This is a genomic window from Luteimonas lutimaris, from assembly GCF_039537065.1.
Lineage (GTDB): Bacteria > Pseudomonadota > Gammaproteobacteria > Xanthomonadales > Xanthomonadaceae > Luteimonas > Luteimonas lutimaris.
In genome coordinates this window covers 482543-500467 of sequence record NZ_BAAAZU010000004.1, presented here as the reverse complement: position 1 = coordinate 500467, position 17925 = coordinate 482543, and the positions used below count along the sequence as shown (strand labels likewise).

Here is a 17925-nt window from a genome sequence, read left to right as displayed (position 1 = left end):
GCCGATGCAGAAACTGGCCCTTGCCGCTTAGCTCCACTTTTGGCGACCGCTAAAAGTGGGGGGATTACCGAGGCTCCGGCCCCAATCGTCGCAATCGATACATTGCCGTTGAAGAACATCTTGTCTGCAGCGCCACGCTCGTCAACGAATAGCTCTGAGTCGTAGAGCCACTGTTTGTTGTACGGCCTGTAGGACATCGGCCGGATTCTCTCTTGATCAAACGCCTCGTTTTTTCCTTGCTCCAGTCGCCGCTTAAGGTTTCGCGACCATTTGATCACCGGCTCGTCTTCTGCGTGATCTTCTGGAGTTTCGGCGTAGATCTTCGCGAAGAAGCGCATCTGGTCCGAAAGTGTGTTCCTGTCTACCGAAATGACCCACGCGTCCCGATTAGTCGATACGCCAATGGAGTAAAGCCCGAATATCGCGTTCGCGCCTCGCATGCCAGCCTTTGACCCTTTCGATGCCAAAGGCAACAGTTCGTCAAAGTCGTTCTTTGAAAGATTCAGCCAGTAGCCCTTTGCATCAGGCCGAACCTCCTCGCGCTCGATCCCGTGCAACTGGGTGCTTGACAGCCAAGCCAGCTTCTCCTCTGCCGTCTCCATCTCCGGCCGCCGCGTATAGAAGATCCGCGCGCCCTTGCTGCCGCGCTTCTTCACCAGGAAGCTGATCGCCACGCCGGTCTGGATGCCGAACACGTTGTGGGTGGTGCCGCTGAGCTTCGGATTGGCGCGCACGTCGCCGCCGAGGTCGACCACATGGATTTCGGCGAACTCCTGCGCCACCACCTTGCGGAAGCCGTCGAAGGTGCGCGCGTCGAGGAAACTGCGGTTGGTGATGAATGCCAGCACGCCGTCGTCGTGCATTCGGTCTGACGCCCAGCGGAAGAACCGCGAGTACATGTCGTACAGCTTGGTCTTCTGCGCGGTGGATGCCTTGATGTAGCTGTCCTTGATGCGCCGGTCGATCTCGGGGTATTCGCGGTTCTTGTTGTTGTCGTTCTCGTTGGCCTGGTTGGCGTTGTAGGGCGGGTTGCCGATGATCACGCTGATCTTGCGCTTGTTCTGGCGCTTGATGCGCTCAACGTTCTCGTCGCCCATACCGAACAGGTCGGAGATCTGGTCGCCGGTCCTGCGGCCCAGCCCGCCGGTGTTGTCGAGGGTGTCGACCAGGCACAGGCCGGGGAACTCGTCGTAGCGGCCCATGACCGCGGCGTAGGTCGCCTCGATGTTCAGGTTCGCGACGTAGTAGGGGAGGATGCCGACCTCGTTGGCGTGCAACTCCTCGGCGTACTTGTGCTTGAGCTTTGCGGGCTGGCCGCGGAAATGCTCGATCAGCTCGGTGATGAAGGTGCCGGTGCCCACGGCTGGGTCGAGGATTTCCACGTCCTTGTCAATCAGGTTGCGCTTGAAGTGGTGCTCGCACAGCCAATCTGCTGATTCGATCATGAAGCGAACGATTTCGTTGGGCGTGTACACCACGCCCAGCCGGTCGGCGGCCTTGGGGTTGTAGACCTTGTAGAAGTTCTCGTAGACGACCTTGAGGAAGGTCTGCTTCTCGTGGTGGCCGCTGATGCGCGACGCAGCGCCACGGATGGCGCGGTAGTAGACCTCCAGGGCCTTGAGGGTCTGGAACTTGGTGTTGCCGGTGAAGAAGGTGTCCTCGAGCTTCTGCAGCTCGCGGGCTACGTTGTTGTCCTTGTGGAACGGCTGGCCGGGGAAAACCTCGTCGAAGATCTCGTCGGTGAGGATGTGTTGGATCAGGATCTCGCGGACATCGTCGAATTCCAGCCCGGGGTTGATGGTCTTGCGGGCGTGGTCGAGGAACTCGTCGGCGGCCTTGCGGAAGGCCTCGTTCTTGCCGTGCGCGCGGTCGATCATCTCGCGCAGCGCCTGCAGCACGGCGGGCAGGTCGGTGGTGAACTGCTCGACGGCCTTGCGGAACTCCGCGATCTCCGGACGCTGGTAGCCGAAGAACAGCTGCAGCAGCTGCTGCAGGGTGTCGACGTCGTCGACCTTGCAGCGGATCACCTCGATGCCGTTCTGGATCAGCACCGCCTGGGTGCTGTCTTCGAAGATGATGTTGTCCTTCGGGTAGCCGCGCTGGAACTTGAACGCGATTTCGGCGTTGAGGTCGTCCTTGTCGTCCTTGGCCTCCCAGTAGCCGAACGGCAGGCGTAGGCCGTGCAGCAGGGCGCCATCGACGTAGCGACGCTCCTTGCGCGGCGATTCGATCTCGTACTCGGGGACGAAGATCAGGTCATGGCTGCGGGCGTAGCCCTTCAGCAGGTCCTTGAAGGCCTCCCGCACCACCGACTCGCGATGGGTACCGCTGACCTGCCTCAGGCGGGACAGCTCGTTGAGGTATTGGCCAATCAGCACCTTGGACATTGTTTCCCCCTGGGTTGCGCAGCTTCAATCTTACCGACGTGAGGGCGGTTTATCCGGCCGGGGTAGGAAAGTTTCTACTCCATAACACCATCCCCCGACAGACACGCTCTGCGCGCGGCAATTCCGGACTTCCCACCGCACTTTCCGCGCCTCCCCCCGGCGCGGGAAAAAGGTGTCAGGGACAATTCCTGACACCAAGACGGGCGTCGGGCTGATGCGAATGCGCGGCTTGCACCGATGGCCGGAGTGCTGGACTGGCTGCCAAAATTTCGCGCATGGCACGCCTTCCTCGCTTCGATCTGGCCGGAATTCCCCAGCACGTCGTGCAACGGGGCAACAATCGGTTGCCGTGCTTTTTCGACGATGATGATCGCCAGCGCTACCTTCAATGTCTTCGCCATGGGCTGTCGCGCTTCGGATGCGAGCTGCATGCGTACGTACTGATGAGCAACCACGTGCACCTGCTGCTGACGCCGAAGGAAGCTGGCGCAGTGTCGCGACTGATGCACACCTTTTCGCGCAACTATGTGGGTCTGTTCAACGGCCGTCATGGCCGTACCGGGACACTCTGGGAGGGACGCTACAAGGCGTGTCTGGTGGACTCCGGATCCTACTTCCTGGCCTGCAGCCGCTATATCGAGCTTAATCCGGTTCGCGCCTGGATGGTGGCTCATGCGGGCGATCATCCTTGGTCGAGTTACGGGGCCAACGCAGGTTGGCGCCTCGATCCGCTTCTGACCCCGCACTCAGAATACTTGTCGCTCGGCCCCGATTCGATGGCGCGCGCAGCGACCTATCGGGCACTGTTCGCGGATGCCTTGCCGGATGACCTGGTAGAGGAAATCCGCTGTTACCTGCAACAGCAGAAGGCACTGGGAACAGACCGCTTCCGTTCGTGGGTCGAAGCCCGGACCGGACGATTCTCCGGGGTGCGACAAGCCGGGAGGCCGCCACGCCGTCCGAATTGTCCCTGACACCATTTCTGGAAGGGTTGGCCGTGCGATACGCGGATGCGCGGCGTGGCTGGACCCGATGGAAGTGGTCGAGGCGCTGTGCCCGGAGTGGCCGGCCCCAGAGCCGGGGATCTGGTTCGACTATCGGCTGTGAGGAGGTTCCGGGAGCGGATGGACGCGGATCAAGCATCCGGATCGGCGTTCCCCGATACCCAAGCGAGCGCCTCCGCGCGCTGCCCGGGCTTGAAGACCCGGTAGCCGACGAACGGAAGCAGCGCACTCTCGACCCGGCTGCCCGCGCGGATCCAGGCCTGGTCGGCGACCACGGCCACGCGGCCGAAGCGCTTGAGCTTGCCGAACAGCGGCATCGCCCGCGCGGTGTGCGACCCCAGGCCCGAGACCTCGACTCCGTCGATCGACCGGGTCTCCGCGAACACATGGACCACCTCGTGCCGGTCCATGGCCTGTTCGAGGCGGTCCATGACCGCCGCAAGGTCGGCGCCGGTGATCTTTTCGGAAACGGTCACCGCGACCACGTCTGCCGCGCTTTCGATGAACTCAAGCATGGTCTTCGCCCTCCGCGCGCATCGCCTCCTCGCGCGTCGCATGCACCGTGCCCGGGGCATGGTGCGGCGGCGAATAGATCGTCACCAGGCGCAGCCGCTTGTCGCCGGTGTTGCGGATGTCATGGCGCATTCCGGCCGGCACCAGCAGCAGCGCGCCCTTGTCGAGCGCCCGGACTGCGCCGTCGAGTACCGCTTCGCCGCCACCCTTGACCACGATGAAGATCTGATCGGTGTCATCGTGGACCTCCTCGCCGATGCCTTCTCCCGGCTTCAGGCACATCAGCACGACCTGTGAATGCGCACCGGTAGCGACCTCGCGTCGGAAGTCGTCGTTGTGCCTGGCCAGCTTGCGGATCGACTCGTTGGATGCAGCCATGTCGCGTCTCCTGTCGGTGTCCATGGCCATCATCGCCAAGGCGCAGTGAAGCCGCTTTGATCGAGGTCAAGCCTCGTTGCGCGCTCTTGGCGGACACTCGTCAAGCGGTCCCGGGGCGCGCATCGCGCCGCCGGCCAGCGGTGTCGCCACTGGCACCCCATACAAGGAGGCACGGCCATGAAACGCTTGCAGGACAAGGTCGCCATCATCACCGGCGGTTCGGGAGGCATCGGCAAGGCGGTCGCGGAACGATTCCTCGACGAAGGCGCATTCGTGATGCTGGTGGACATCGACCAGGACGCCCTCGACGCCACGCGCCAGGCGCTCGGCGGCGGCGACCGGGTCGCGGTCGCGCGTGCGGACGTCAGCAGCGAAGCCGACGTGGTGCGCTACGTCGAGGCGACCATGGAAGCGTTCGGGCGGATCGACGTGTTCTTCAACAACGCCGGCATCGAGGGCAAGGTGGCCCCGCTCGAGGAGCAGGCCATCGCGATGTTCGACAAGGTCCTCGCGATCAACGTGCGCGGTGCCTATCTGGGCCTGAAGCACGTGCTGCCGCACATGTACGCGGCCGGCGCCGGCAGCGTGGTCAACACCTCGTCGGTGGCGGGCCTGGACGGCTCGGCCGGCGTGCTCCCGTACGTCACCTCCAAGCACGCGCTCGTGGGCATGACCAAGGTCGCCGCGATCGAGGCGGCCGCGCACGACGTGCGCGTCAACTCCGTGCATCCGTCGCCGGTCAACACGCGGATGATGCGTTCGCTGGAAGCCGGCTTCGACCCTGGTGATGCGGAAGCGGCACGGATCGGCATCGAGAAGACCATCCCGCTGGGTCGCTACGGCGAACCGGCCGACATCGCCAACCTGGTGCTGTTCCTGGCGTCCGACGAAAGCCGATTCATCACCGGCGCGCAGTACCGCATCGACGGCGGCATGGGCGCGACGTAGCCTGGATTTCTCCGCGACGCTCTGGAGCAGTTGTCCGGGGTCGGCCGCGTCATGCCAGTGTCCGGGCGCCATCACGCCGCCTACAATGGCAGGCCCCGACCTGCGACCGCGGCGGTTTGCATGCCTCCCAGGACCTGCACCATGACGCTGGTGATGGCGCTGGCAGCGGCCGCTGCCGGTGACGCATCCCCGCCAGTGGCGGACCACGCTGCACCCGCCATGTCGGTGCCTGATCGAGACGGTGCGATGCCACGTTCGGTGGTCCAGCCCAGGCCGATGGGCGGGGAGGGGCGTGCGCCGGCATTCGAATACGCCTACGGACCGCCGGCCACGCCCAGGCTGCAGGGGATCTACCGGCGCGTACGCGATGCCGATCTGCTGCGGCGGCTGCCGGAGGTGCAGGCGATCGACGGCATGTTCGCGCTGCCGCGCCGTGTACGTTATGTCACCGCCGAATGCGGCGAGTTCGGCGCCTTCTACCGTCCGGACCAGACCCAGGTGGTGTTGTGCTACGAGACGCTGCACACGCTCTACGAGCGTGGCCTGGAGCAACAGCGTGCGCTGGGCCAGGACGAGGGGTATGCGCTGCGCTACACGCGTGCCAATGTGCGCTTCATCGTGCTGCACGAAACCGGCCACGCGCTGGTGCAGCTGCTTGACCTGCCCGTCACCGGTCGCCAGGAGGATGCGATGGACCAGCTGGCGGCCATCCTGATGCTGCGCTTTGCCGGGCTCGACGAGACCCCGCATCAGGTGGTCGGCAACCTGGACATGGCGGCGAACTGGATGCTCTCGCGCAGTACCGGCGCCTACAACCTGCATGCGTATGCCGACGAGCACGCGCTGGGCGAGCAGCGTTATTTCAACCTGCAGTGCCTGATCTACGGCACCGACCCGGAGGGATTCGCCGGCATGGTGGACGCGGGCGACCTGACCGCGGCCCGCGCCGCTGGGTGCGCGCGCGAGACCCGCAGGGCCAGCCGCGCCTGGGTGCGCCTGCTGCTGCCCCATCTGGCGCCGGGATACGAGGCGTATGAGGACGAGGCGGTGCGCTATCTGGAGCGCAGCAGCTGACGGGGAGCCAATCCGCCTGCCACACCCGCAACGCTCGGTCGGATGGTGTTGCAGGCATAAAAACGCGGGGATGCCCCGGCCCTGAAGAACGGGGTCCAAAGAACGGAATCAGGTTCACTTCTCCCGAGGCACTGTGCCACGCTTCACGGCCTGCCCTCTGCGTCGACCCTGCCGACATTCGCTGCCCGCTATCCTCAGTCGCCATGAAACCCAAGGTTCCCACCCGGCTTCCACCGGTCGCCGACTGGCGCGCCGAACTGCGCCGGGCGCGCAGGGGCATGCTGGTCTTCTGGGCCTTTGCGTTGCCGTTCCTGGTGCTGTGCCTCTGGTCGGAAGAGGCCACCTTTCCCGATCCGTGGCCTCTCTACGCGATGGCGCTGATGCTGATCTGCCTGAGTCTATGGACCGGGCGATTGCGCTCCGGCCGCGACTACCGGGCGGCGGGGCTGATCGGTGGCGACCGGTCCGTGATCGCTTCGTATCCCGCCATCGTGCAGAAGGGGTTGCTGCAGGCGGTCGAGGCGGGCGCCTCGGAGGATGACCTGATGCCGCCGGGATACCGGGTGCTGTGGCGGCTTGGGATTCCCGTGGCGCCACCGGCATTTGCCGGGTTCCTGACGCGCTTTCTGGTTCTCTACGGCACGGTGTTCGTGTTGCTCCCGCTTTGGATGGTGATCGATGCCTGGACCTGGGATGTCGAAAACAAGGTGGCCATGATTACCTGGGGTTTGGCCCTGCTGGCGATCATCGTCGCAGTGCTGTCTGCCATCGAAGCACAGCGCAAGCAGCTGGTGGGCCTGCCGAGCTGGCGGGAGTTTCGCCGGATGCATGGCTGAAACAGGGGCGAAGGGAAAGCAGGGTCAGGTTGGAGTGACCCGAGTTCCTCGGACAGTGGACTTGAGGCACATACCTCAGGCGATTCAACTGATCTTCGTATTGTGCGGGCGATGCGCTGCCGGGATGCCCTTCGTACCGGATCGCGCGGAATACAGCGCAAGGTCGCCGCGAATATCGAACCCTGCGGCGAAGGTCGTTGGCCATGCCCCCGGCCGGCGCGGCATGGCGTCTGGCCATTGATGCGCGTCGGGCAACAGCGTGAGTCTGCCCACGGACCTACTACCTCCCGCGCCCTTTCCCTAGGCTCACTCCACACCGCTTCGCTGCCAGCCAGCCAACCCTTCGTGGAGATCCCGACATGTTCAACCTGGAAAATACCGCACCCCCCGCCGCGCCTGCGCGCGACGAACTGGTCCCCTCGCGTTACGCGCTGAAGGTGGGCGATATCGACGTACTGGTGATCAGCGATGGCGTCCTGCCGCTGCCCACCCAGATGCTGGGACACAACGCCAGGCCGGCCGAGCGTGCGGCGTGGTTCGAGGACATGTACCTGCCGCCGGATGCGTTCGACTGGGCGTTGAACGCGATGCTGGTGCGCAGCGGCGACCGCACCATCCTGATCGACGCGGGCCTGGGCATGGATCCGGACCTGCAACTGCCGCGTGCCGGTCAGCTGATCCGCCGCCTGGGGGCGGCCGGCATCGATCTGGCGGAGGTCACCGACGTGGTGATCACCCACATGCACATGGACCACATCGGCGGCCTGCTGGTGGACGGGGTGAAGGAGCGCCTGCGCCCGGACCTTCAGATCCACATCGCCGCGTCTGAGGTGGCGTTCTGGAAGTCGCCGGACTTCACCCTCACCAACATGCCGCAGGGTTTCCCCGATGCGCTGCGGGCCACCGCCAAGCACTTCTTGGCGGAATACAGCGGCTATGTGCGTACCTTCGAGGAGCAGCGCGAGGTGGCACCGGGTGTGGTGGTCCGCCGCACCGGTGGCCACACCCCCGGGCACAGCGTGGTGCGTCTGGCGTCCGGTGGCGAAGCGCTGACCTTCGCCGGCGACGCAGTGTTTGCGGTCGGTTTCGATCAGCCGAACTGGCATAACGGTTTCGAGCACGATCCGGAAGGGGCGGCGCGCGTGCGCATCGCGCTGCTTCGGGAACTGGCCGGCACCGGTGAGATGCTGGTGGCGACCCACCTGCCGTTCCCGTCCGTCGGCCGGGTGTCCGTCGAGGGCGATGCGTTCCGCTGGGTGCCGGTGTTCTGGGATTTCTGAGCGGCGGTCGCCAACAACGAGGTCAAGGTCGCCTGGATGGCGTAGTAACCGGGTTGGTCGATGTCGGCGAGGAGTGCCGGGCCGCCCGGTTCCCAGCCAAGCCGTGCACGCGTGCGGGCGCTGGATGCGGCCATGTCCGCGCCTGCCATGAGGGCGAACCAGCCGAAGTGCTCGCGTCCCCGCGACGCGACCGGCAGGCCCAGGCGGCGACCGATCACCTCGGCGATCGCCTTGAACGGCACGGCCTCGTCGGCCACCGCATGGTAGGCCGGCTCGGTTGCGCCCTGCTCGAGGGCGAGCCGATAGACCCGCGCCGCGTCCAGCCGGTGGACACCCGACCAGCAGTTGCTGCCGTCGTCGAGATACGCCGAGACGCCCTTCTCGCGTGCCAGGCGAATCAGCAGGGGAATGAATCCGTGGTCGCCGGGGCCATGCACCGACGGCGCGAGCCGGACCGTCGCCGCCCGTACACCGTGTTCTGCCAGCGCCCGCGCAGCCGTTTCGGATTTGCGGGGCGAGGCCGGGTCGGGCGCGTCCGCCTCGGTCGCGCCCCGTGCCATGCCGAGCAGGCCGGACGTGACGAGCATCGGACGGTTTGATCCCTGCAGCGCACCTCCCATGGCCTCGATCACGCGACAATCCTGCTCGGCGTTCTCCGCGAACCGGGAGAAGTCGTGGCCGGATCAGCCAAGCCGCAGCGACAGTTCGACGTCCTCGCCGAACGGGACGGAGAGGTAGCCATTGGCCGGTGCGCGCACGTGCGCCAGGTAGTGGGGACTGAGGTCGGCGTTGTCGGCGACGATGAGTGCGCCCGGCGCGAGGCGACCCTCGACCAGGCCGAGGATGTCGCCGTAAAGGGCCTTGGCGCCGTCGAGCAACAGCAGGTCGACGGTCTGGGGAAGGTCGACGGCCAGCGTCTGGAGTGCATCGCCCTCGCGGATCTCCACCAGGTCGATCAGCCCGCCTTCGGTCAGGTGCTGTCGTGCCCGCGCCACCTTGGCCGGCTCGAACTCGCTGGTGACCAGCTGGCCGCCGCCGTTGTCGCGCAGGGCCGCGGCCAGGTGCACGGTCGAGATGCCGAACGAGGTGCCGAACTCGACGATCGACCGCGCGTTCGAGCTGCGCGCCAGCATGTAGAGCAGCGCGCCGGTGTCGCGCGAAACGGGAAGCCAGAGATCCTTCAGGCGCCCGTAGAGGTCGATGTAATCGGTCTTGCTGTGCATCAGGCGCGCGCGATCCTCGGCGGAAAATTCGGCCAAGGCAGGGCTCGTCGCCGCATCGGCCTGCGCGAACAGGCGGTCCAGCAGGGGGGCAACGGGGGAAGTGGTCAGGGTGGTCATGGGGGTCCCCGGTCGGTGCTTGAGCGCCTGCTGGCGCCCGGCTAAGATGCGACTGATTCGTCGCATTGAAGAATACGATGCATCCGTCGCATTCGCTATTCGCATTGACCTTCCCGCCATGGAGTCGCCATGACCCGTCGCCGGACACCGCAGATTTCCTCGCGAAAACAGCCCCAGCAGGCCCGCTCGACGGAGCTCGTCGCGGCGATCCTGGAAGCGGCTACTCAGGTTCTGGCCAGGGAAGGCGCGCAGCGCTTCACCACGGCGCGGGTGGCCGAACGGGCCGGCGTGAGCGTCGGGTCGGTGTACCAGTACTTCCCGAACAAGGCCGCGATCCTGTTTCGCCTCCAGAGCGATGAATGGCGGCAGACGACGGACATGCTGGGCCGCATCCTGGGAGATGTGCGCAAGCCGCCGTTCGAACGGCTGCGCGCCTTGGTCCATGCCTTCCTCCGTTCGGAGTGTGAAGAGGCCGGGATGCGCGTGGCGCTCAATGACGCCGCGCCGCTGTATCGCGATGCGCCCGAAGCGCGGGAGGCACGGGCGTCGGGCGATCGCTTCGTGCAGGCGTTCCTGGAGGAGGTGCTACCCAAGGCCTCGAAGGCGAAACGTGCACGGGTCGGCGACCTGATCACCACGACGCTCAGCACGGTGGGAAAGGATTTTTCGGAAAGCCCGCGGACTTCCGCCGAGATCAAGGCCTATGCCAACGCCATGGCGGACATGTTCTGCGCCTACCTCGAAGGCCTCGCGCAGGGGTGAGGCGAAACGCGACGCCGCCGGGATGGCGATCGCCCGCTTCTGTCCACGGATCAGCGGCGCTTACGGAATCAACACCGGCGCCAGCAATTCCGCCACCCAGTCCATGAAGGCGCGCACCCGGCGCGGCAGGTTGCGGCGCTGCGGATACAGCAGGGTGACCGGCATTGGTTCCGCGGCCAGTTGCGGCAGCACCTCGACGAGGCTTCCGTCGTCCAGCATTGGAGCGACGCCGGTGCGTGGCGCCTGGATCAGGCCAAGGCCCGCAAGGCAGGCGCCGACATAGGCATCGGCGCTGTTGACCGTGAGTGCGCCGGCCATCGGTCGGGTGCGGTATCCGCCGCCATCCGGATATTCGAAGCCTGGCGAGCGTGCGCCCAGCGTGGAGACGTAATGCACCAGCCGGTGCGCGTCGAGGTCTTCCAGCTTTTGCGGCGTCCCGTGGCGCGCGAGATAGGCGGGACTGGCGCAATTGGCCACCGGTAGCGCGCCGAGCCTGCGCGCGGCCAGGGTGCTGTCTTCGACGGCGCCGACGCGCAGCACGCAATCGAAGCCTTCGCGCACCACGTCGACGCGGCGGTCGGTGTTGCTGAGTTCGATGTCCAGCTGCGGATGCTGGTCGAGGAATTCCGGCAGCCGCGGCAGCACGAAGTGGCGCGCGAGGCCGCTGGACATGTCCACGCGCAGGCGTCCGCGCAGCGTTTGCGGGCCGCGCTGGAACATCGATTGCAGTTCCTCCACGTCGTCCAGCAGGTCCTTGCAGCGCTCGTAGAACGCCTGGCCGTCGGCGGTCAGGTGGACGCGTCGCGTGGTCCGGTGCAGCAACTGCGTGCCGAGCAGCGTTTCCAGCTTGCGTACCGCGGTCGAGGCGCTGGCCTTGGGCAGGCCCAGGCTGTCCGCGGCGCGGCTGAAGCTGGACAGTTCGGCTACCCGGATGAAGGTTCGCATGACGTCGAGCTGGTTCATGTTGCGGATTATTGTTCGCAGAAAGCGAACATTCAAATCATATTTAGATGATTTATCGCATGGATTGCGATCAATAGAGTGGCGTTCGTCCGATTCCATCCGAAAGGAGAACGCCATGAACACCCCCACCCCCATCGCCCTGGTCACCGGCGGCAGCCGCGGCCTCGGCCGCGACATGGCCCTGAAGCTGGCCGCGCAAGGCACCGACGTGATCGTCACGTACCGCAGCGGCCGGGAGGAAGCCGCGGCCGTGGTCGCCGCGATCGAAGCCGACGGCCGTCGCGCGGCCGCGCTGCAGCTGGATGTCGGCGACAGCGCGAGATTCGACGCCTTCGTTACGCAGGTCGCCGACACGCTGCGCACGCACTGGCAACGCGGGCAGTTCGACGCCCTGGTCAACAACGCCGGCGTCGGCGTGCACGCGCCGTTCGCCGGGACCGACGAGGCGCAGTTCGACCTGCTCATGAACGTGCACCTGAAGGGGCCGTTCTTCCTCACCCAGAAACTGCTGCCGCTGATCGCCGACGGCGGACGGATCCTGAATGTGTCGAGCGGCCTGGCCCGCTTCGCCTTGCCCGGTTATGCCGCATACGCGGCGATGAAGGGCGCCATCGAGGTGCTGACCCGCTATCAGGCAAAGGAACTGGGCGCGCGCGGGATCGCCGTGAACGTGCTGGCGCCGGGCGCGATCGAAACCGACTTCGGCGGCGGCGCGGTGCGCGACAACGCCGAACTCAATGCCTTCGTCGCCACCAACACCGCGCTGGGCCGCGCCGGCATGCCGGAAGACATCGGCGCTGCTGCTGCCGCGTTGCTGGGCCCCGGTGGCGGTTGGATCAACGGCCAGCGCATCGAAGCGTCGGGCGGCATGTTTCTGTAACCCCGCACAGGAACCGGTCGCAGGACCGCTTCCCGTGCGTTCTCCAGCGCAACACGACGGCGGTCGCACGCGCGCAACCCCTGCGTTCCGCACAACCATCAGGGAAACCATCATGGCCAGGACTTTCGCCGTTACGTATTCCTACAGCCCCGACGAGGCGCTCCAGGACGCCACGCGTCCCGCACACCTCGCCCACCTGCGCAGCCTTGCCGACGCCGGCACGCTCATCGCTTCCGGCCCCTGGGGGCCCGACGATGCACGCGGTGGCTTGCTGATCTTCCGGGCGGACACTCAAGCGGCCGTCCAGGCCATCGTGGACAGGGATCCGTTCACCGTCCGGGGCGTGGTAGCCAGCAGCGAGATCCGCGAGTGGTTGCCCCTGCTTGGCTCCGCCGCCCCGGCACTGGCGGCGGAGAAGACGGCGAACTGAAAGCCGGGGTCGGAAGGGGCCATGGCTGTCCATCCGCGCCGGCCTGTCGGGCTCAGCCTTCTCCCGTGCGCACTTCGATCCCCAGCGCCGGGGCGATCGCGCGCATGGCCTCGTCATCGCGGCTCAGCGTGATCCAGCCGGCGGTGGTCTCGGTGCCGGTCTCCCACAGCCACAGCGTGTAGCCGTGTGGACGCAGGCCGTCATACGCGGTCCGGATGAGTGCAGCGGTGTCGGCATTGGCCAGGAATTCGGCGTCGGTCGGATCCTCCACGCCCCAGTCGAGTTCCAGGTTCCAGCGCGCCACCAGCTCGGTGATGCTCTCCACCAGGGCGGCGGCGTCATCGTCGTGTACCTGGAATCCCGACTTCCAGTCGATGATGTCCTTGAGCAGCCACGCCGGCTCGAACTCGTCCTCGCCGGCGTCCGCGGTCGCTTCCTGGTATTCGCCGAACTGCTGCAATGCGGTTTCCTCGTCGCCCGGATTCAGCAGCAGCAACAGCTGCCAGACCAGCTGTTCGGTCGTGGCGTCTTCGTCGATCCCGTCCCCGGCGTCGAAGTCGGTGGCGTAATTGGCGAAGTTGTCGTCGGCGTCGAACTCGGTGTCGGGTGCGTGCATGTGCGGGGTCGTTCGTGGGAGGCAGGGGATTGGTCGCGCGGTCAGTTGGTCGACGCCTGCAGCGCCGCGGCCAGCGCGGCATCGCCGTTCACCAGGTCCTTCCAGCGCAGCCCGGTGCCCTTGCGGTGGCCCTTCAGGGTCAGCCGGAGGCCTTCGGGATCGATGGTCAGGGTATAGGTGTCGTCGCCGACCTGGAGTTCGCGGCGGATCGGTTTGTCGAGCTTGGTCATGGGTCGCTCCGGGACAGGTCAGCGGACATTACGCCAGTGCCGGCGGCGATGGCGTCAACGGGGCACCGGGGCTGCCGTGGCGTTCGTGCGCGACTTCGCCAGGAGCGGCAAGCCCGTTGGCGTCATTTGCCACGGGCCCTGGACGATGGAGCCGCCGCTCACGGCGCCCGCGTTAGCATGGGCGCCCGGTTGCCTTGGCGGCAACGTCACGACAGAGGCGACGGCAGGTTTGAGCAGCATGTTCCACTCGCTCCGGAGCTACAACTACCGGCTCTGGGCAGCGGGTGCGCTGGTATCCAATGTGGGCACTTGGATGCAACGCATTGGGCAGGACTGGCTGGTGCTGACGGTGTTGACGCAGCACAACGCGACCGCGGTGGGCACGGTGATGGCGCTGCAGTTCGGGCCGCCGCTGCTGCTGCTGCCGCTGACCGGATTCGCCGCCGACCACTTCGATCGCCGCAAGCTGCTGCTGTTCACGCAGGCCGCCGCCGGCTTGCTTGCATTGGGACTGGGCGTGCTGACGCTCACCGGCGTGGTGCAGCTGTGGCATGTGTACGGCTTTGCGCTGCTGCTGGGCTGCGTGACCGCGTTCGACGCGCCGGCGCGGCAGGCGTTCGTGTCGGACCTGGTCAGCGACGATGCGCTGGCCAATGCGGTCGCGCTCAACTCGGCGTCGTTCAATGCGGCACGCATGATCGGCCCGGCGGTGGCGGGCGTGCTGATCGCGGCGATCGGCGAGGGCTGGCTGTTCGTGGTCAATGCGGGGTCGTATGCGGCGGTACTGGTGTCGCTGTCCTTCCTGCGGGTGCGCGAACTGCACGCCGAAGCGCCGCCCGAGCGCACCCGCGGCAGCCTGCTGGCCGGGTTCCGCTACGTGTGGGAGCGGCCGGACCTGGTCGCGGTGATGGTGATGCTGTTGCTGCTGGGGACGTTCGGCTACAACTTCGCGATCTTCATTTCGACCATGTCGGTCACGGTGTTCCACGGTGACGCCAGCCAGTACGGCCTGCTGACCTCGTCGATGGCGGTGGGCACGATGACTGGCGCGCTGTTGTCGGCGCGGCGGCCGGTGCCGGGCATGGTGTTGATGGCGACCTCGGCGTGCGGCTTCGGCGTCACCCTGGCGCTGGCGGCGGTGATGCCGGGGCCGTATTTGTTCGCGGGCATGTTGTTCTTCGTCGGGTTGGCCTCGCTGACCTTCATGACCGCCAGCAACTCGATGATGCAGCTGACCACCGAGCGCTCGATGCGCGGCAGGGTGCTGGCACTGCGCATCGCGGTGGTCATGGGTGGCACGCCGCTGGGCGCGCCGCTGACGGGCTGGGTGGTCGACCGCTTCGGTGCGCGCTGGGCGCTGGGCGTGGGCGCGCTGTCGGGGATCGCAGCGGCCGGCGTGGCGGTTGCCTATCTGGCGCGGTATCGCGGCCTGCGCATGGTGCGGCAGGACGGGCGGCTGCAGGTGCGCATCAACGCCTTGCCAACGGACGAGACCGACGTGCGCGTGGCGGCGGGCGAACGCGTGACCTGAGCGGCGTGGACCCCGGGCGGATTTGTCCGCAGCCGTGTCGATTTCGCGAATGCTGCTTCGTCGTTCAGACATACAGGGGCCATGTCGGCCCCGACGTGGAGACAGCGATGCGCGTGATGGTATTCGTGAAGGCGACCGAGGACAGTGAGCGCGGCTTGCCGCCTGCGGCCGAAATGACCGAAATGTTCGAAGCCATGGGCAGGTTCAACGAGGAACTGGTGGAAGCCGGGGTGATGGTCCAGGGCGACGGGCTCAAGCCGTCGTCGGCGGGCAAGCGGATCGCGTTCGACGGCAGCAGCCGGACGGTGATCGATGGCCCCTTCGCCGAGGCGCGCGAACTGGTCGCCGGATACTGGATCTGGGAGGTCAGGGACATGGACGAGGCGGTCGAATGGGCCAAGCGCTGCCCCAATCCGATGCCCGGGCCGAGCGAGCTGGAAATCCGTCCGTTCTATGAAATGGAGGATTTCGGCGAGGCGGTGACGCCGGAAATTGCCGAGCGCGAGCGGCGGCTGCGGGAGCGGCTCGGGGAGTAGGGCGGTTGCGGCGATTCCATTCCGCTTTGTTGCGTCCGGATCGCCGGTGTCCTGCATCTGCCGGCAATCCCGTACCCTGCGGCGAAGGCGGCGTCCTCTCGCGCCGCATCCGGGAGTCCCCATGCATCGCATCCTGATCCGGACGGCGCTGGCCGCCGCGCTGTCCCTGCCGTTCGTCGCCGCGCCCGCATGGGCCGATGCGCCACAGGCCGCTGTCGCCAGCGACGCCGGTGCCGAGGCACCGCTCACCACGCCGGACGGCCGCGCGACCTTCCTGCTGCCCGAGGGCTGGGCCACGGACGTGCAGGGCAATGCAGTGATCGTCACCACGCCCGAGGCCGACGGCTCGCGCCTGGCCATCGTCGACGCGACGGCTGCCACGGCCGACGACGCGGTCGCGGAGGCGTGGAAGGTGTTGGGCATCACGCCGAAGTTCCTGCTCGCCACCGACGCCGCGCCGCGTGATGGCTGGGAGCAGCGTCGCTTCTACGACTACGACGTGCCGGCCAATGCCAAGCGCGCGATCCAGGCGGCGGCCTTCCGCAAGGGCGAGGACTGGACGGTGGTCGTGGTGGACGCCGACCAGGCCGTCGCGGAGAAGCGGGCTGCGCAGTTCGGCAAGCTGTTCCAGCGTTTCCAGCCCGCCGGCCACACGCGCGAGGACTTCGCCGGCCGCACGGCGCACAAGCTGGATGCCGCGCGGCTCGCGCAGGTCGCCGATTTCGTCGAGCACATGCGCGAGGCCTACGACGTGCCCGGCGTGGCCATCGGCATCGTCCAGGACGGCAAGGTGGTGATGTCGCGCGGCTTCGGCGTGCGCCGGTTGGGCGCGCCGGACAAGGTCGATGGCGACACGCGCTTCATGATCGCCTCCAACACCAAGGCGCTGACCACGCTGATGCTGGCCAAGCTGGTCGATGCCGGCAAGCTGGACTGGGATGCGCGCGCAGTGGACGTGTACGCGCCGTTCAAGCTGGGCGACGCCGATACCACCGGCAAGGTGCTGGTCAAGCACCTGATCTGCGCCTGCACCGGCGTGCCGCGGCAGGATTTCGAATGGCTGTTCGAGGGCGAGAAGCAGACGCCGGAGCGGGTGATGGAAACGCTCGGCACGATGCAGCCGACCAGCGGCTTCGGCGAGCTGTTCCAGTACTCCAATCCGATGGCCGCGGCGGCCGGCTACATCGGCGGGCAGGTCGCGTCTCCAGGCAGCGAGCTGGGCGCCGGCTACGACCGTGCGATGCAGACGCTGGTATTCGACCCGCTGGGCATGGACGACACCACGTTCGACTATGCGAAGGCGCAAAGCGGCAACTTCGCCACGCCGCACGGCTACGACATCGACCACCACGTGCAGGTCATGGGCATGGGCCTGAACGACACCATCGTCGCCTCGCGCCCGGCCGGCGCGGCGTGGAGCACGGTCAACGACCTGCTGCGGTACGTGCAGATGGAAATCGACCGCGGCCTGCTGCCGGACGGCAGCCGCTACATCGGCGAGGCCGCGCTGCTGCAGCGGCGCGAACCGCAGATCTCGCTGGGCGTGGACCGCGACTACGCGATGGCGCTGATGGTCGACAGGAGCGACGGCGTCACCGTGATCGACCACGGCGGCGACATGGGCGGCTTCCACTCCAACATGATGTGGTGGCCCGCGCAGAAGGTGGGCGCGGTGATCCTGACCAACGCCGACGAGGGCGTGTACCTGCGCGGCCCGTTCAAGCGCCGGCTGACGGAGCTGATGTTCGACGGCAGGCCGGAGGCGGAAGCCACCGCCGACGCCAATGCCAAGGCCAACCGCGAGGGCTTCGACGCCTTCCGCACGCTGCTGCAGTGGCCGGCCGACGCACAGGCCATCGCCGGGCTGGCGCCGCGCTACCACAACGACGCGCTGGGCGAGCTGGTGGTGACGCGCGAGGACGGCAAGGCGGTGTTCGACGTCGGCGCGTTCTCGTCCGAGGTCGCCACCCAGCCGCAGCCCGACGGCAGCCTGGCCTTCGTCACCATCGACCCGGTGGCGATGGGGTTCTCCTTCGTCCGCGCCGACGAGGATGGCGTGCGCCGGCTGGTGGTGCGCGACGGGCAGCATGAGTACGTGTTCGACGAAGTGAAGTAGGAAGGGCGCGGACTGCCGTCATTCCCGCGCTGGCGGGAATGACGGGCAGGATGCGGGGCTGCCCGCCGCGCGGGCGTCGGTGGGTTGCACCACCGGGGATT

18 protein-coding genes are annotated in these 17925 nt (G+C 66.8%); 11 read left to right on the top strand and 7 right to left on the bottom strand.

Going from position 1 to position 17925, the window contains the following annotated elements; all coding sequences use genetic code 11:
• A partial coding sequence (locus ABD679_RS06455; protein ID WP_344759126.1) for a type ISP restriction/modification enzyme occupies positions 1-2387 on the bottom strand: 2387 nt, incomplete at its 3' end.
• A 275-nt stretch (positions 2388-2662) separates the two neighbouring features.
• Between ABD679_RS06455 and ABD679_RS06450 the strand changes: the two genes are divergently transcribed.
• Positions 2663-3361 carry a transposase gene (locus ABD679_RS06450; RefSeq protein ID WP_344759125.1) on the top strand — a complete coding sequence of 233 codons (699 nt, stop codon included), beginning with the start codon at positions 2663-2665 and terminating at the stop codon, positions 3359-3361.
• Between the two features lie 161 nt (positions 3362-3522).
• Here the strand turns inward: ABD679_RS06450 and ABD679_RS06445 are convergent, their stop codons facing one another.
• Together ABD679_RS06445 and ABD679_RS06440 are read right to left on the bottom strand one after the other, a co-directional pair.
• Complete coding sequence (locus ABD679_RS06445) at positions 3523-3906, bottom strand: SpoIIAA family protein (RefSeq protein ID WP_344759124.1); 384 nt, start codon at positions 3904-3906, stop codon at positions 3523-3525.
• Positions 3899-4282: a cupin domain-containing protein gene (locus ABD679_RS06440; protein WP_344759123.1), complete on the bottom strand. Its 384-nt coding sequence runs from the start codon at positions 4280-4282 to the stop codon at positions 3899-3901. Before ABD679_RS06440 ends, ABD679_RS06445 begins: the two co-directional genes overlap by 8 nt.
• A gap of 177 nt (positions 4283-4459) precedes the next feature.
• Between ABD679_RS06440 and ABD679_RS06435 the strand changes: the two genes are divergently transcribed.
• The 4 genes from ABD679_RS06435 to ABD679_RS06420 all read left to right on the top strand — a co-directional run bounded on the left by ABD679_RS06435 (position 4460) and on the right by ABD679_RS06420 (position 8420).
• Positions 4460-5230, top strand: a complete 771-nt coding sequence (locus ABD679_RS06435) for an SDR family NAD(P)-dependent oxidoreductase (RefSeq protein ID WP_344759122.1) — start codon at positions 4460-4462, stop codon at positions 5228-5230.
• Between the two features lie 246 nt (positions 5231-5476).
• Complete coding sequence (locus tag ABD679_RS06430) at positions 5477-6304, top strand: DUF4344 domain-containing metallopeptidase (protein ID WP_344759121.1); 828 nt, start codon at positions 5477-5479, stop codon at positions 6302-6304.
• 203 nt (positions 6305-6507) lie between these two features.
• Complete coding sequence (locus ABD679_RS06425) at positions 6508-7140, top strand: DUF6404 family protein (RefSeq protein ID WP_344759120.1); 633 nt, start codon at positions 6508-6510, stop codon at positions 7138-7140.
• Positions 7141-7499: 359 nt separating this feature from the next.
• Positions 7500-8420 carry an MBL fold metallo-hydrolase gene (locus ABD679_RS06420; RefSeq protein WP_344759119.1) on the top strand — a complete coding sequence of 307 codons (921 nt, stop codon included), beginning with the start codon at positions 7500-7502 and terminating at the stop codon, positions 8418-8420.
• 683 nt (positions 8421-9103) lie between these two features.
• Here the strand turns inward: ABD679_RS06420 and ABD679_RS06415 are convergent.
• Entirely contained in the window at positions 9104-9760 is a 657-nt protein-coding gene (locus tag ABD679_RS06415; protein WP_344759118.1) for an O-methyltransferase, read from the bottom strand.
• A 129-nt stretch (positions 9761-9889) separates the two neighbouring features.
• On the opposite strand from ABD679_RS06415, the gene ABD679_RS06410 reads away from it, so the two are divergent.
• A complete protein-coding gene (locus ABD679_RS06410) occupies positions 9890-10522 on the top strand; it encodes a TetR/AcrR family transcriptional regulator (protein WP_344759117.1) in 633 nt (210 codons plus the stop codon).
• 60 nt (positions 10523-10582) lie between these two features.
• On the opposite strand, the gene ABD679_RS06405 is transcribed toward ABD679_RS06410, so the two are convergent.
• A complete protein-coding gene (locus tag ABD679_RS06405) occupies positions 10583-11485 on the bottom strand; it encodes a LysR family transcriptional regulator (protein ID WP_344759116.1) in 903 nt (300 codons plus the stop codon).
• 115 nt (positions 11486-11600) lie between these two features.
• Between ABD679_RS06405 and ABD679_RS06400 the strand changes: the two genes are divergently transcribed.
• On the top strand, positions 11601-12365 hold the full coding sequence (locus tag ABD679_RS06400; RefSeq protein WP_344759148.1) for an SDR family NAD(P)-dependent oxidoreductase: 765 nt from the start codon (positions 11601-11603) through the stop codon (positions 12363-12365).
• 112 nt (positions 12366-12477) lie between these two features.
• Positions 12478-12795 (top strand): YciI family protein, encoded by a 318-nt coding sequence (locus ABD679_RS06395; RefSeq protein WP_344759115.1) that lies wholly within the window; start codon positions 12478-12480, stop codon positions 12793-12795.
• Between the two features lie 52 nt (positions 12796-12847).
• On the opposite strand, the gene ABD679_RS06390 is transcribed toward ABD679_RS06395, so the two are convergent.
• Together ABD679_RS06390 and ABD679_RS06385 are read right to left on the bottom strand one after the other, a co-directional pair.
• A complete protein-coding gene (locus tag ABD679_RS06390) occupies positions 12848-13411 on the bottom strand; it encodes a DUF6630 family protein (protein WP_344759114.1) in 564 nt (187 codons plus the stop codon).
• Between the two features lie 41 nt (positions 13412-13452).
• Positions 13453-13641 carry a hypothetical protein gene (locus ABD679_RS06385; RefSeq protein WP_344759113.1) on the bottom strand — a complete coding sequence of 63 codons (189 nt, stop codon included), beginning with the start codon at positions 13639-13641 and terminating at the stop codon, positions 13453-13455.
• 238 nt (positions 13642-13879) lie between these two features.
• Between ABD679_RS06385 and ABD679_RS06380 the strand changes: the two genes are divergently transcribed.
• The 3 genes from ABD679_RS06380 to ABD679_RS06370 all read left to right on the top strand — a co-directional run bounded on the left by ABD679_RS06380 (position 13880) and on the right by ABD679_RS06370 (position 17824).
• Positions 13880-15172 carry an MFS transporter gene (locus tag ABD679_RS06380; protein ID WP_344759112.1) on the top strand — a complete coding sequence of 431 codons (1293 nt, stop codon included), beginning with the start codon at positions 13880-13882 and terminating at the stop codon, positions 15170-15172.
• A 107-nt stretch (positions 15173-15279) separates the two neighbouring features.
• Positions 15280-15708 carry a YciI family protein gene (locus tag ABD679_RS06375; protein WP_344759111.1) on the top strand — a complete coding sequence of 143 codons (429 nt, stop codon included), beginning with the start codon at positions 15280-15282 and terminating at the stop codon, positions 15706-15708.
• 121 nt (positions 15709-15829) lie between these two features.
• Positions 15830-17824: a serine hydrolase domain-containing protein gene (locus ABD679_RS06370; protein WP_344759110.1), complete on the top strand. Its 1995-nt coding sequence runs from the start codon at positions 15830-15832 to the stop codon at positions 17822-17824.
• The last annotated feature ends 101 nt before the right edge of the window (positions 17825-17925 follow it).

Excerpts from the sequence above, each read along its gene's own strand:
- ABD679_RS06450 (WP_344759125.1), top strand. The coding sequence starts at position 2,663 with ATGGCACGCCTTCCTCGCTTCGATCTGGCCGGAATTCCCCAGCACGTC.
- ABD679_RS06445 (WP_344759124.1), bottom strand. The coding sequence starts at position 3,906 with ATGCTTGAGTTCATCGAAAGCGCGGCAGACGTGGTCGCGGTGACCGTT.
- ABD679_RS06440 (WP_344759123.1), bottom strand. The coding sequence starts at position 4,282 with ATGGCTGCATCCAACGAGTCGATCCGCAAGCTGGCCAGGCACAACGAC.
- ABD679_RS06435 (WP_344759122.1), top strand. The coding sequence starts at position 4,460 with ATGAAACGCTTGCAGGACAAGGTCGCCATCATCACCGGCGGTTCGGGA.
- ABD679_RS06430 (WP_344759121.1), top strand. The coding sequence starts at position 5,477 with ATGCCACGTTCGGTGGTCCAGCCCAGGCCGATGGGCGGGGAGGGGCGT.
- ABD679_RS06425 (WP_344759120.1), top strand. The coding sequence starts at position 6,508 with ATGAAACCCAAGGTTCCCACCCGGCTTCCACCGGTCGCCGACTGGCGC.
- ABD679_RS06420 (WP_344759119.1), top strand. The coding sequence starts at position 7,500 with ATGTTCAACCTGGAAAATACCGCACCCCCCGCCGCGCCTGCGCGCGAC.
- ABD679_RS06415 (WP_344759118.1), bottom strand. The coding sequence starts at position 9,760 with ATGACCACCCTGACCACTTCCCCCGTTGCCCCCCTGCTGGACCGCCTG.
- ABD679_RS06410 (WP_344759117.1), top strand. The coding sequence starts at position 9,890 with ATGACCCGTCGCCGGACACCGCAGATTTCCTCGCGAAAACAGCCCCAG.
- ABD679_RS06405 (WP_344759116.1), bottom strand. The coding sequence starts at position 11,485 with ATGAACCAGCTCGACGTCATGCGAACCTTCATCCGGGTAGCCGAACTG.
- ABD679_RS06400 (WP_344759148.1), top strand. The coding sequence starts at position 11,601 with ATGAACACCCCCACCCCCATCGCCCTGGTCACCGGCGGCAGCCGCGGC.
- ABD679_RS06395 (WP_344759115.1), top strand. The coding sequence starts at position 12,478 with ATGGCCAGGACTTTCGCCGTTACGTATTCCTACAGCCCCGACGAGGCG.
- ABD679_RS06390 (WP_344759114.1), bottom strand. The coding sequence starts at position 13,411 with ATGCACGCACCCGACACCGAGTTCGACGCCGACGACAACTTCGCCAAT.
- ABD679_RS06385 (WP_344759113.1), bottom strand. The coding sequence starts at position 13,641 with ATGACCAAGCTCGACAAACCGATCCGCCGCGAACTCCAGGTCGGCGAC.
- ABD679_RS06380 (WP_344759112.1), top strand. The coding sequence starts at position 13,880 with ATGTTCCACTCGCTCCGGAGCTACAACTACCGGCTCTGGGCAGCGGGT.
- ABD679_RS06375 (WP_344759111.1), top strand. The coding sequence starts at position 15,280 with ATGCGCGTGATGGTATTCGTGAAGGCGACCGAGGACAGTGAGCGCGGC.
- ABD679_RS06370 (WP_344759110.1), top strand. The coding sequence starts at position 15,830 with ATGCATCGCATCCTGATCCGGACGGCGCTGGCCGCCGCGCTGTCCCTG.